The sequence below is a fragment of the Paenibacillus sp. FSL R5-0527 genome (assembly GCF_038008055.1).
GTDB classification, from domain to species: Bacteria; Bacillota; Bacilli; order Paenibacillales; family Paenibacillaceae; genus Fontibacillus; species Fontibacillus macerans.
Genome location: NZ_JBBOYI010000001.1, coordinates 702,884 through 715,939 on the forward strand (window position 1 = coordinate 702,884; position 13,056 = coordinate 715,939).

At 54.0% G+C, this 13,056-nt stretch carries 14 protein-coding genes and 1 riboswitch; all 14 genes read left to right on the plus strand.

Annotated features, from left to right (window positions below; translation table 11 throughout):
• The 14 genes from NYE69_RS03210 to NYE69_RS03275 all read left to right on the plus strand — a co-directional run bounded on the left by NYE69_RS03210 (window position 1) and on the right by NYE69_RS03275 (window position 13,017).
• Window positions 1-789 carry a TatD family hydrolase gene (locus NYE69_RS03210; protein ID WP_340923867.1) on the plus strand — a complete coding sequence of 263 codons (789 nt, stop codon included), beginning with the start codon at window positions 1-3 and terminating at the stop codon, window positions 787-789.
• Window positions 790-983: 194 nt separating this feature from the next.
• A riboswitch (cyclic di-AMP (ydaO/yuaA leader) is annotated at window positions 984-1,194 on the plus strand.
• Between the two features lie 511 nt (window positions 1,195-1,705).
• Entirely contained in the window at window positions 1,706-2,842 is a 1,137-nt protein-coding gene (locus tag NYE69_RS03215; protein WP_340923870.1) for a 3D domain-containing protein, read from the plus strand.
• A 178-nt stretch (window positions 2,843-3,020) separates the two neighbouring features.
• Complete coding sequence (gene rnmV / locus NYE69_RS03220) at window positions 3,021-3,575, plus strand: ribonuclease M5 (protein ID WP_036618143.1); 555 nt, start codon at window positions 3,021-3,023, stop codon at window positions 3,573-3,575.
• A complete protein-coding gene (gene rsmA / locus NYE69_RS03225) occupies window positions 3,572-4,462 on the plus strand; it encodes a 16S rRNA (adenine(1518)-N(6)/adenine(1519)-N(6))-dimethyltransferase RsmA (protein ID WP_316561660.1) in 891 nt (296 codons plus the stop codon). Before rnmV ends, rsmA begins: the two co-directional genes overlap by 4 nt.
• 61 nt (window positions 4,463-4,523) lie before the next feature.
• On the plus strand, window positions 4,524-5,420 hold the full coding sequence (yabG, locus tag NYE69_RS03230; RefSeq protein WP_036618140.1) for a sporulation peptidase YabG: 897 nt from the start codon (window positions 4,524-4,526) through the stop codon (window positions 5,418-5,420).
• 408 nt (window positions 5,421-5,828) lie between these two features.
• Window positions 5,829-6,104: a biofilm formation stimulator Veg gene (veg, locus tag NYE69_RS03235; protein ID WP_036618138.1), complete on the plus strand. Its 276-nt coding sequence runs from the start codon at window positions 5,829-5,831 to the stop codon at window positions 6,102-6,104.
• Window positions 6,105-6,349: 245 nt separating this feature from the next.
• The gene (locus NYE69_RS03240) at window positions 6,350-6,532 is read left to right on the plus strand and encodes a small, acid-soluble spore protein, alpha/beta type (protein WP_036618137.1); all 183 of its coding nucleotides are present in this window, start codon (window positions 6,350-6,352) and stop codon (window positions 6,530-6,532) included.
• Window positions 6,533-6,698: 166 nt separating this feature from the next.
• On the plus strand, window positions 6,699-7,553 hold the full coding sequence (gene ispE, locus NYE69_RS03245; RefSeq protein ID WP_340923882.1) for a 4-(cytidine 5'-diphospho)-2-C-methyl-D-erythritol kinase: 855 nt from the start codon (window positions 6,699-6,701) through the stop codon (window positions 7,551-7,553).
• A gap of 130 nt (window positions 7,554-7,683) precedes the next feature.
• Window positions 7,684-8,517: a pur operon repressor gene (purR, locus tag NYE69_RS03250; protein WP_036618135.1), complete on the plus strand. Its 834-nt coding sequence runs from the start codon at window positions 7,684-7,686 to the stop codon at window positions 8,515-8,517.
• Window positions 8,518-8,696: 179 nt separating this feature from the next.
• On the plus strand, window positions 8,697-8,981 hold the full coding sequence (spoVG, locus tag NYE69_RS03255; RefSeq protein ID WP_036618134.1) for a septation regulator SpoVG: 285 nt from the start codon (window positions 8,697-8,699) through the stop codon (window positions 8,979-8,981).
• Window positions 8,982-9,151: 170 nt separating this feature from the next.
• The gene (glmU, locus tag NYE69_RS03260; protein ID WP_036618133.1) at window positions 9,152-10,552 is read left to right on the plus strand and encodes a bifunctional UDP-N-acetylglucosamine diphosphorylase/glucosamine-1-phosphate N-acetyltransferase GlmU; all 1,401 of its coding nucleotides are present in this window, start codon (window positions 9,152-9,154) and stop codon (window positions 10,550-10,552) included.
• Between the two features lie 152 nt (window positions 10,553-10,704).
• Window positions 10,705-11,658 (plus strand): ribose-phosphate diphosphokinase, encoded by a 954-nt coding sequence (locus NYE69_RS03265; protein ID WP_036618130.1) that lies wholly within the window; start codon window positions 10,705-10,707, stop codon window positions 11,656-11,658.
• 427 nt (window positions 11,659-12,085) lie between these two features.
• Entirely contained in the window at window positions 12,086-12,646 is a 561-nt protein-coding gene (gene pth / locus NYE69_RS03270) for an aminoacyl-tRNA hydrolase (RefSeq protein ID WP_340923890.1), read from the plus strand.
• Window positions 12,647-12,786: 140 nt separating this feature from the next.
• On the plus strand, window positions 12,787-13,017 hold the full coding sequence (locus NYE69_RS03275; protein ID WP_036618126.1) for an anti-sigma-F factor Fin family protein: 231 nt from the start codon (window positions 12,787-12,789) through the stop codon (window positions 13,015-13,017).
• Window positions 13,018-13,056 lie beyond the last annotated feature (39 nt).

The window sequence follows — 13,056 nt, forward strand, 5'->3', positions numbered from 1 at the left end:
ATGTTATTCGACACACATACGCATTTGGACGCCCCGCAGTTTGACGAGGACCGGGAGGAAGTGATTCAGCGCGCGGTGGAGCAGGGGGTTACGCGCATGATCAACATCGGCTTTAACCGCGAAACGATCCCGTCGACGATGAAGCTGGCGGAAACGTATGATTTCATTTACGCCGCCGTCGGCTGGCACCCGCAGGATGCGATCACGATGAAGGAAGGCGATTTGGACTGGATCGCCGAGCTCTGCAAGCACGAAAAAGTGGTGGCTATCGGCGAAATCGGGCTTGATTATTATTGGGACACGTCGCCCAAAGACGTGCAGCACGAGGTGTTCCGCAAGCAGATCGGGTTGGCCCGCAGTTTGGGGATGCCGATCTCCATTCATAACCGCGACGCACATGAGGATGTCGTGCGGATTTTGCGCGAGGAAAAGGCGAATGAAGTCGGAGGGGTGATGCACTCCTTCTCCGGCAGCTGGGAAATTGCTAAATTGTGTCTAAATCTGGGATTTCATTTGTCGTTTGGCGGGCCGATTACGTTTAAAAATGCAAAACAGCCCAAAGAGGTCCTGACCAAGACGCCGCTGGACCGTTTGCTGATCGAAACCGATTCCCCTTATTTAACTCCTCATCCATTTCGTGGTAAGCGGAACGAGTCGGCCCATGTGCGTTTGGTAGCCGAAATGGCGGCCGAGCTGAAGGGGGTCTCTTTTGAGGAAATCGCCGAAATTACCACCCGAAATGCACTGGAACGATTTGGAATTCCGAGCATAACGGAGAAAAACCGCTGAAAAAATGAGGATAAACGAAAGATTAATGCTTTTTAACTCAAAACAGCATGTTTATTACATTTTTTTAACCATTTTTTAAAAAAAACGTGGTTGATTGGTTCTTTACAACATGCATCCAAACAGGATAGAATTTTTTCAGTAATCGCTGCGGCTCATTTTTCAGCTTGACGAGCCGGTCGATAACTTGGTTCCGTGAACCAGTCTCGCTGAGTCTCCGCATGGAGAACGGGGGAACCGGCGCAAACATGGATCGGTTGATGCCGGCCAGGTTTGCAAATGATTCCTTTTCAGGGTCTTAGGGGTGAATTCGAGGTCGTTGCGCCATGAGCGAACGAACCGAGAAAGGGCGGCTCTCTTTCGTCCGAACCCGACAGCTAACCTCGTAAGCGTACCAAGAGAGGTAACTCGTGCAGCCTATTACACCTAGACAATCAGGAAGCCACGAAGGGAGTTCCTCTAACTCTTTCTTTGGGCTTCTTTTGTTTTGAATAAAAGTAATAGGGTCGTCATACTGTTGATAAACAGGAGGTGACAAATGCCGATAAGACTGGGGAAGGATGCGAAACAGCGGCTAGTTTTTAATTATGGGATAAGAGTTCAAAAGTCAGGTTTTCAGCACCGAAGATTATGCTTCCGATGTGCGTTTTTTCAAAACGCTTTAGGTCGGATGAAGCTAGGGACGTAAGGAGCGGAGCGTACGTTTTGGGTACGTGAGCACCTGAAATGTTTCCGCAGGAAACATGCTTCGAAAGCATATGCTTGGCCCGGCTGAATTCAAGATTCGATGTCGAATCTGCTTCGTGATCAACATATCTTTTGAACAACCTCTAAGCGCGTTTCGTAAACAAGAACTGTAGTCGCGTCAACCGTATCATGCATCGACCTTACGGCGGGACTATGAAGGAGGACGGAAGAAATGGGCATTTTCCGAAACGGGGAGACCCATGAATCACGCTCATCCAGCATGTCTTACGCATTGCGATGGAAGCATGAGAATTTTCGTCAGATTACGCTTGTCGGCGTACTGAGCATCGCAGTAATCATCATCATCCTGATTGGGGCGTTTGGTCAGGAGCGTAAACAAGTATCTCTGGTCATCGATGGAAAGGTTCGGTCGGTGGAAACGACGGAATCGAAGGTGGCGCACCTGCTGGAGGAACAATCCATTAAGCTTGCGCCGCAAGACACCGTATCGCGTCCGCTCGAGAGCCTGCTTTCGGACGGAGACCGCATCGTGATCGAACGGGCGGTTCCGGTGAAAGTCATCGTGGATGGAACGGCCAAAGTTGACTTTACGACAAAAAACACCGTAAGGGGCGCCATTTCCGAACTGGGCGTCACCCTGAAGCAGGACGATAAAGTAACGCCCGCTTTGGACAGCAAAATTTCCACTAACATGAACATCAAAATTGTTCGCGTTAATAAACACACCGTCAAGCAGGAAGAAGCCGTACCGTTTACCGTTGTCAAAACGGCCGATGACAGTTTGCTGAAAGGTGAAACCAAGGTCGTTCAGCAAGGCAGAAAAGGGTTGGTTGTCCACACCGTGGAGAAAACTTACGAGGACGGCAAATTCGTGACGAAGCGATGGCTCGGCAAAGAGGTCTCCAAGACTGCGCAGCCGAAGGTCATTGCCGTCGGCACCAAGCAGCCGACCGCGGTGTTGTCCGCCAGCATGACCCGCAGCTCGGACGGGGTCAGCGTCAGCGGATTGACAACAAAAGGCGGAGTCTCATTCAAATATAAAAAAATACTTAAAAACGTCACGCTCACCGCTTATTCCTCCGAGGAGGACGGTATTGGTACGCGCACGGCCTCCGGCACTCGCGTTACCGAGGGGCGAACGATCGCCGTGGACAATGATGTCGTGCCGCTGGGCTGGTGGGTCTATATCGAAGGCATCGGCTTCCGGAAAGCGGAGGATACCGGCGGAGCGATCGAGGGCCACAAGATCGACGTGTATTACGACAGCTTAAAGACGGCTAATAATTTTGGCCGCAAGAAGGGCCGCACGGTTTACGTGATCGGTCCGACAAAACCGGAATTGAATTAATTGGCCCCGCTATCGCTTTATCCGGGGAACGAGATACTTTGAGCGTGTTCAAAAGGGCTTCATCGTGATAAAAAGATGACTTTTTGAACAACCTCTATTATGATGATGAATAAGACACTTGGATAAGAAGAGGATACGTTCCTCTTCTTTTTGTTGTAAACGGAAGGGAAGAAGACACATGATCAAAGAGGTCATTGTGGTGGAGGGCCGGGATGACACCGTGGCCGTCAAGCGGGCCGTGGAGGCGGATACGATCGAAACTGGCGGCTCCGCGATCAATGAGACGACGCTGCGGAAAATCGCCCTGGCGCAGGAGCGGCGCGGGGTAATCATATTTACCGATCCCGACCATGCCGGGGAACGGATCCGTAAGATCATCGCCAACCGGGTGCCCGGCTGCAAGCATGCGTTTCTGCGGGAAGCGGATGCGACGAAGCGGGGCGATATCGGGATCGAAAACGCCTCCCCGGAAGCGATCCGCGAGGCTTTGTCGCGCGTGCGCAGCGAGGCGCCGGGAGTAGAGGGCCAGATCGATTGGGAAGACTTGATGACGGCGGGGCTGATCGTGCATCCGGAGGCGGCGGCCCGGCGCAAGGTGCTGGGGGAACTGCTCGGGATCGGATACTGCAACGGCAAACAGCTGTACAAGCGTTTGACGGTGTTCCGGATCAGCCGCGAGGAGTTTGCGGATGCGCTCGCCAAGTTGGAGAATGAAGGGGTGCAGAGGCCATGAGCATAAGGGAAGACGTGTCCACGCCGCGGCGGACGAAGGAGATCATACAGCGGTACGGATTTTCGTTTAAGAAAAGCTTGGGACAGAACTTTTTGATCGATCAGAACATCCTTGGCAAAATCGTCGCTGCCGCCGGTCTCGACGCCACTAAAGGAGCGCTCGAAATCGGTCCGGGGATCGGCGCGCTGACAGAGAAGCTGGCGCAGGAAGCGGGCAAGGTCGCGGCTGTGGAAATCGACCAGCGCCTGCTGCCGATCCTGCAGGAGGTGCTGGAGCCGTATCCGCACGTTCGCGTCATTCACGGCGACGTGCTGAAGCTGGACCTTAAGGCGCTGTTTGCCGCCGAATTTTCCGGCGTCAGCGGCGTTAGCGTCGTCGCCAATCTGCCGTATTACGTGACGACGCCGATCCTAATGAAGCTGCTCGAGGAGAAGCTGCCGCTGGAGCATATCGTCGTGATGATCCAGAAGGAAGTGGCGGAGCGCATGGCGGCCTCGCCGGGCGGCAAAGACTACGGCAGCCTCAGCATCGCGGTTCAGTACTACAGCGAGCCGGAGCTGGTTTGCACGGTGCCGCACAGCGTGTTCATTCCGCAGCCGAATGTGGAATCCGCCGTCATCCGCCTGTCGGTACGCAAAGAGCCGCCGGTGGCGGTGGACGATGAGGCGTTTTTCTTCGAGGTGGTGCAGGCCGCCTTCGCCCAGCGGCGGAAGACGATTTCCAACAATCTGAAAAGCCGGTTTTTCCCGGGCGAAGGCCGGGAACGGCTGGAGCGGCTGCTGGAGGCGGCCGAAATCGTCCCGTCGCGCCGCGCCGAAACGCTCGATTTGGCGGAGTTCGCGGGGCTGAGCAACACCTTGCTGCAGGCAGGATTAAAGCGGCCGTAACGGGCCCGCCGCAGTAACCAATCCCTCCATTTGCCCATACCATGGGATAGAGGTGATTGACTTGACGAATTTGGGAGACTTGGTCGTCCGCAAATCTTACGGCGGGGATGTTACGTTCCGGGTAGCAAGCATCGTGCGGAGCGAAGCGGTCATCAAGGGAACAGAATTCCGGCTGCTGGCGGATGCGCCTTTAAGCGATTTGATCCGTATAGACCGGGACACCCCCGGAGAAACAACGCAGCGCGCGCGCATCAAGGCGACGGAGTCGCTGAAGCGGTTGACCCTGGACCGGAAGCAGCTGGCGGAGCGGAACCGGATGACCATCGGCGGGGAATGGTACCCGATGGGGGAGCCGGCGTATTTTGAAGTGCCGGGCAAAGTGCTTCATCTGGACGGGGATCAAAGATATTTGCAAAAAAGCCTGAGCTTGTACGAAAAGCTGCGGGTGCCCGCGCAAGGCTTCTATGTTACGGAGTCGCAGATGGCCAGCGCGCTGTACCGTCTGCTGCCGACGGTCCGCCCGGATATCGTGGTGCTGACCGGTCATGACGGCGTTTTGAAGCATCGGCCTACCGGCGACCTGTACAATTTGACCAGCTATAAAAATTCCAAGCACTTCGTGGAGGCCATTCAGACGGCCAGACAATACGAACGCAATTTCGATTCGTTGACGATCGTGGCCGGCGCCTGCCAGTCGCATTTTGAAGCGTTATTGCAGGCGGGGGCCAATTTCGCCAGTTCCCCGGGCCGCGTGCTGATCCACGCTCTGGACCCGGTGTATATCGCCGCCAAGGCCTCACTGACGTCCATACGCGATACGATTCAAATTACGGATGTCCTGAACCATACGATCAGCGGCACGCAGGGCGTCGGAGGGATCGAAACGCGCGGCAGCTACCGGATCGGCCTGCCCAGGCTGAAGGATTTGTCCACGCTTAAAGTTGTGCCTTCCATGTGAGAGCATGTTAACCGGAAGTTCCCAAGTTTTTCTTTGGGGCTTCCGGTTTTTTATGCAAAAATGGGCTATTCCAAACATAATTTTGGCCGTTTTCAGGCAATAAGGGCGCTCTGGTATCCGTTTATTCGAGTGAAATAGAGGACATTTATGTGGTTATTTTCCTCCGTCCCAAGGAAATACCCGTGTTCTGGGGCATTCATAGGAACATAAGTACATGAAATGCCGTTATTATATAGGCCGGCGGTCGCTCATTCCGGCAGCTTTATTTATTCGGAAAGGCCGCGTCAGGTCATGTCGAAAAAAATTCATTGACATGAGTTTTTCCATGCTGATATAATTATTTATTTTGATTTGACAAAGTTTCTCCTTTCCTGTATAATGGTTTAAGAAAGAAGGTGGTCACAGGTAATGGCTAAAAATGCGCTGTCGGAAATCAAGCATAGTCTCGACGCCCACGTTGGACAAAAAATTATGCTTCGGGCAAACGGAGGTCGCCGAAAGACCATCGAACGCACCGGAGTATTGGAGGAAACCTATCCTTCGGTCTTTATCGTGAAGCTGGACCAGGAGCATCAGACATTTAAGCGTGTGTCTTACAGTTATGCCGATATACTAACCGAATCCGTTGAGGTCATGATTTGCGACGACAACAACGAGGTGCGGATTTCGTATATTAAACCGTGAACATCATGATGAATTACAAGCAAACGGCTTCCGCCATCGGCGGGGCCGTTTTTTTACTTCTCTGCCGGGCAGGGCGGACGCTTATCCGGCGCTGACGCGAAGCTGATGTACTCGGAAGGACCAGCCGGCGCGGGGCGGCAGGCTTTTTTTGGGCGGACGGGATTGCCGCTGTCACCGTATGAACGGGTGCGGGTCCACGCATACTAACCATTGTTCCATATCCAGACCCCAAAGGAGGACTGACCATGTCGCGCAGAAGACGAAGCGTAATGTCGGAGGACCTGAAGGTCGAATTAGCCAAGGATCTGGGATTTTACGATACCGTGAAGCAGGAAGGCTGGGGCGGCATCAAAGCGAAGGATGCGGGAAATATGGTAAAGCGGGCGATCCAGCTCGCCGAACAGGCTGCGGCAAAGCAGCAGCAATAGCGGCTATCAAATTTGGCGGACGAAGCTTCCCTGGGGGAGCTTCGTTTTTTTGCCCGGATGAAGTAAGATAGTGTAAGATGAATGGTGATCTTTCGCGCATAGACGGACTGCGGAGTATTTTTTAAAATAAAGGAACGGTAAGGATTGCTGAAGGTAGGTGAGGGCCTTGAAAATTTACGAGAAAGCGCCGGCAAAAATCAACTTGATGCTCGACGTAATACATAAACGTCCGGACGGCTACCACGAAGTCGAGATGATCATGACGATGGTTGATCTCGCCGACCGGTTGGAAATGAGCGCCCTCCCGCGGGATACGATTATTATATCGAGCCAGGCCGGATATATTCCGCTTGATGAGAAGAACCTGGCCTTCCAGGCCGCGAAGCTGATCAAGGAACGGTACAACGTGCGCAGCGGGGTGTATATCCATCTCGACAAGAAGATTCCGGTCGCGGCCGGTCTGGCCGGCGGAAGCAGCGACGCGGCGGCGACGCTGAGGGGACTTAACCGGCTTTGGGGACTGAACATCTCCGAGGAAGAGCTGAAGAAACTCGGGGCGGAGCTGGGGTCGGACGTGCCCTTTTGCGTAACGGGCGGGACGGCGCTGGCCACGGGACGCGGCGAGGTGCTGACGCCTTTGCCGAATCCGCCGCAATGTTGGGTCGTTCTGGCAAAGCTGCCGATTAACGTATCTACGGCCGAGGTGTACGGACGGTATCGCAACGAACGGATCGAAAAGCACCCCTCGGCCGAGCGGATGCGGGCGGCTCTGGAGAGCCGGTCTTTTCCGGGAGTGTGCCGGGAACTGGGCAACGTTCTGGAGAGCGTGACGCTGCACATGCATCCCGAGGTCGCCCATTTGAAAGAGACGATGCTGCGCTTGGGCGCTGACGGTGTGCTGATGTCGGGAAGCGGTCCGACGGTGTTCGGGCTCGTCTCCAAAGAAGCGAAAGTGTCCCGGATTTACAACGGGCTGCGCGGGTTTTGCAAAGAGGTTTACGCGGTGCGTCTTCTTACCTGACCGAAGAGCGTTTTCATTCTTAAGCACGAAGCGGCTCACCCCACATGAAAATGAAGAACAAGCTTGGACAAATCCGTACAAAAATGTTATAGTTTCAATAAAATATTCGGATTTTAGCGAGGGGTACTTCGTGAAAAAATTGAAAAGAAGCGCTCGTTTAGTGGAGATGACCCACTATTTGTTGGCCCGGCCGCATCATCTGATCCCGCTGACGACCTTTGCCCAGCGGTACGGGGCCGCGAAATCGTCCATTAGCGAGGATTTGGGCATTATTAAAGAGGTTTTTGAAGAAGAGGGGATCGGCGACTTGCTAACGCTGGCCGGAGCCGCCGGCGGCGTTAAATATGTTCCGAGAGTGGGCCGCGAGCAGGCGCTTGTCTTTATCCGCGAGCTGTGCGACAAGCTCTCGCAGCCGGATCGCATTTTGCCGGGCGGTTATTTGTATATGTCCGACCTGCTCGGGCAGCCGGGTTTGATGAATGAGGCGGGCAAACTGTTCGCCACCGCCTTCGGCGATCTGGAGATCGACTGCATCATGACCGTGGAAACAAAAGGGATCCCGCTCGCTTACGCTACGGGCGCCGAGCTGAATCTGCCGGTCGTCCTGGTGCGAAGAGACCACCAGGTTACGGAGGGGTCGGCCGTAAGCATCAATTATGTGTCCGGATCGCACAAAAGCCTGCATACGATGACGTTGTCCCGCCGGGCGCTCAAAGAACATTCGCGTGTGCTGATCGTTGACGATTTCATGAAGGCCGGCGGCACCATTCAAGGGATGGTCGACCTGCTGGACGAATTCAACGCGAAGGTTGCGGGGGTCGGCGTGTTGGTGGAATCGGGGGAAGTGGATTCCGAGCAGCGGCTTCTGCGCGATTATGTGTCGCTGGCGACGCTCCGGGCGGTGGATGCCAAAGGCAAGGAAATCTCCGTGGAGCCTGGAAATTATTTTTCCAAATTCGGGTAAGCAGAAACTTGTCGATAAAACCGCAAAACTGAAAATTTTGCGACGAAATGTGTCGAAAACCCCGTCATATCAAAAAAAATCGAGAATTTAAGGCATTTTGTTCTTGAAAAAAAAAGGATTTCCGTTTGCTATGTGGAATATTACACCAAGTCTCTGATGGAAAAAGGTGGTGAACACATATGCAAATTACGGATGTAAGACTCCGCCGAGTCAGCTCTGAAGGCAGAATGAAGGCCATAGCATCCATTACCATCGATAACGAGTTTGTCGTTCACGACATCCGCGTCATCGACGGGAACAATGGAATGTTTGTAGCTATGCCGAGCAAGCGCACACCGGACGGGGAGTTCCGGGATATCGCGCATCCGATTTCCTCCGGTACCCGCGAGAAGATTCAAGCCGCTGTTTTGGCTGAATACGAACGTGCGGCCGACCAGGAGGAAGCTATTGAAGAAGGGGCGTAAGTCGCATTTTTAATTCTTGACCAATTGGGGTTCGAGGAAAAGGGAGCCATGAGTACATGGCTCCCTTTTCTTTTTGCGGTAAATGAGATATATTCAGTAATGAGTTTAAGTGAGAGTTCAAAAAATCAGGTTTTCAGCACCGAAGCTTAAGAGAGAAGGAGGCCGGGGCCTTGAAAAAATTAGCGATTGTTCTTGCCGCAGGTCAGGGGAAACGCATGAAGTCCAAGCTTTATAAAGTGCTCCATCCTGTGTGCGGCAAACCGATGGTAGGGCATGTTTTAAGCGCGGTACAGCAAGCCGGCTGCGAACGAACCATCGTCGTTGTCGGCCATGGTGCCGAAGCGGTTAAATCGTACCTTGGATCGTCGGCGGAGTACGTGCTGCAGGAGCAGCAGCTGGGAACCGGTCATGCGGTGAAGCAGGCGGGTCCGCTGCTTGCCGGAGAGGAAGGCACGACCGTCGTGATTTGCGGCGATACCCCTCTGGTGACCGCGGAGACGCTTGAAGCGCTGGTCGAACTTCATACCCGCAAGGGTGCAGCGGCTACCGTGCTCACGGCCAAAATGGACAATCCTCAAGGGTATGGCCGGGTGATCCGTGGAGAGAACGGTACGGTCGAGCGCATCGTCGAGCAGAAGGACTGCTCGCCGGAAGAGGCAGCGGTACAGGAAATCAACACAGGCACTTATTGTTTTGATAATGCGAAATTGTTTGCCGCTTTGGAGAAAGTGACCAATAACAACGCGCAGCAGGAATATTACCTGACCGATGTCATCGGCATTTTGGTACAAGCCGGCGAAATCGTGGAAGGTTATGCGGCGCAGGACCACCGGGAGTCGATCGGCGTCAATGACCGCGTTGCGCTGGCTGAAGCCGAGGCAGTGATGCGCGAACGGATCGTTCGGCGACATATGCTGGGCGGCGTCACGGTGATCGATCCGGCGTCGACTTATATCGGGGCCGATGTGGCGATCGGTTCGGATACGGTGATTTATCCGGGAACCGTGCTTGCGGGGCGGACGGTCATCGGCGAGGATTGCGTGATTGGGCCGGCGTCTCAAATCGAGGATAGCGTGATTCATGACGGCGCGAAGGTGAAGCATTCGGTTCTGAGCCAGGCGGAAGTCGGCAAAGAAACGACGGTGGGGCCGTTCGCTTATTTGCGTCCGGGGGCCAAACTTGGCGCCAACGTCAAAGTGGGCGATTTCGTCGAGATCAAGAACGCGACCTTGGACGACGGAGCGAAAGTCTCGCATCTGAGTTATATCGGCGACGCCAAAGTCGGCAAAAACGTAAATATCGGCTGCGGCGCGATTACCGTCAATTACGATGGTTATAATAAATCCATTACGGAGATTGAGGACGAAGCCTTTATCGGCAGCAATGTTAATCTGATCGCGCCGGTGAAGGTCGGGAAAGGCGCTTATGTGGTCGCCGGTTCGACCATTACGCATTCCGTTCCCGAAGGCGATCTGGCCATCGCGAGACAGCGGCAGGAGAACAAGCCGGGTTACGCCGAGAAAATCCGCGGCCGCGCAAAAGCCAAAAAACAAAATAAGCAGGACTCTTAAGCCGTTTTATCATAGGATGTAGTAGCAATTGTCGGAATGAATTTTTCGGAATGAGGATGCAGTGACCATTTCTAATGACGGGGTAGCTGGAAGGCGGGTTCAGCGGTTTGATTCCCTTTCGCTATCTACACAGCACGGAGGGTTTTAATTTTATGACTTATTGTGATTCCAAATTAAAGATATTCACCTGTAACTCCAATCCTAAGCTGGCTCATCAAATCGCGGATTATATCGGAATTCCGATGGGCGATTCGGAAACGACCAGTTTTAGCGACGGCGAAATTCAGGTCAAGCTGTCGGAGAGTGTCCGGGGCTGCCACGTCTATGTCGTACAGTCGACGTGCGCTCCCGTCAACGACAATCTGATGGAGCTGCTCGTTATGGTGGATGCCTTAAAAAGAGCTTCGGCCAAAAGCATCAACGTGGTTATCCCGTATTACGGCTATGCCCGCCAAGACCGGAAGGCCCGTTCGCGCGATCCGATTACGGCTAAGCTGGTTGCCAATTTGATCGAGAAGGCCGGCGCTCACCGCGTCATTACGATGGACCTGCACGCCATGCAGATTCAAGGCTTCTTCGATATCCCGGTGGATCATATGCTCGGGGTGCCGATTTTGGCCCAGTATTTCCGGTCCAAACATATCCCGAATCCGGTCGTCGTATCTCCGGACCACGGCGGGGTGGTGCGCGCCCGCAAGCTGGCGGATTTCCTGAACGCCCCGCTGGCGATCATCGATAAACGCCGTCCGGAGCCCAACGTCAGCGAAGTCATGAACATTATCGGGAACATCGAAGGCAAGACGGCGATTCTCGTCGATGATATCATCGACACCGCCGGAACGATCGTGCTTGGCGCGAATGCGCTGAAGGAGGGCGGCGTGGAAGAGGTTTACGCCTGCTGTACGCACCCCGTGTTGTCCGGCCCGGCGATGGAACGGCTGGAGAATTCTCCGTTGAAGGAAGTTATTGTAACCGATACGATTCCGATTACGCATCCTAATCCGACGAGCAAGCTGAAGGTGCTCTCCGTCGCTCCGCTTATGGGCGAAGCGATTATTCGCGTGCACGAAGAGCTGTCGATCAGCAAGCTGTTCGAGATCGAATAAGGAAAGGCTACTGCACACAGGGGTTGCATCCTCCCGCCGGAGGGTGTAACCCCTATCGGTGTGTTTGCCGGGGGTAAGGGGCGAAGCCGCCGCTGCAGGGGATACTGCTGAAGCGGAAGGTTCCCCGCGCGTACGGAGTTGGTCTTCGGCAGGTAACCGCGGACTGACGCAACGTTCTGATTGGAAATATCCAATAGAATTGGGGATTTAGAGGTAAATGCAGCAGTTAGATTGGATATTTCCAATAGATAAGGCTCGTTTGGGCGTAAAATGGGCGATTTGGGCGAAATCTATTGGATATTTCCAATGGGAGCTCAAAATGGTGGCCGGTTCCCTTCAATCTATTGGAATTCTTTTCAATGAGGGGTGCCAGAAAGAGCCTTGAGTTGCTGCCAGCTGCCACAAACGTAGGAGGTATAGGGAACAAATGAAATGGATCGTAGGCCTCGGAAACCCGGGGAAACAATACGAGAAAACGAGGCACAATATCGGTTTTATGGCCGTGGATGAACTGGCGCGGCGGCACGGCATCGAGATCAAACAGAGCAAATGCAAGGCTTTGATCGGCGAAGGGGTGCTGCCGGGCGGCAAGGTCGTATTGATCAAGCCGATGACGTTCATGAACTTGTCCGGCGAGGCGGTCCGGGCCTATATGGATTATTACAAGGCGTCCCTGGAGGATATGATCGTCGTATACGACGACCTCGATACCGAGCTGGGGCGCAACCGGCTGCGTTATCAAGGCAGTTCGGGCGGCCATAACGGGATTAAATCGATTATCCAGCACACCGGAACACAGGTGTTCAACCGCATACGAATGGGCATTTCCCGCCCGGAGCCCGGCTATGCGGTGGTGGACTACGTGCTTTCCGGGTTTGCCAAAAAAGATCAGCCGCTGCTGCAGCAATCGATCGAAGCGGCGTGCGATGCGCTGGAGTACAGCTTGGACCACACGTTTGAGCAGACCATGGCCAAGTTCAACGTATAAATGCCGGGTTATGGACCAGCGCGGCCGACGGGAAGTCGGCCGGAAGCCTAATCCGCGTTTTGCTGCCGTTCAAGGTCAGGGCTAAAAGGAGCCAGTTTGGGGCATACTGGAGACATAATGAATCTTCAGGAGGCATATAGATGGCTATAAATTACGTCTGCCGGCACTGCCGGACGGTGATTGGTAGAATAGAGGCCCCCCAGGTCACGGAAGCCCAACTAGGCTTTCATTCCTTGACCCCCGAGGAACGGCGAGATATAATAGCGTATGATTCGAACGGCGAAATGACGGTTCGGGTGATCTGCGATTACTGCAGGGAAGCGCTGGAGCAGAACCCGGAGCTGATGCTGCTCGTGAGTCCCTTGCAATGAGCGGGGGCGAAGGCCGATGAAGAATGAACAATTTACCGG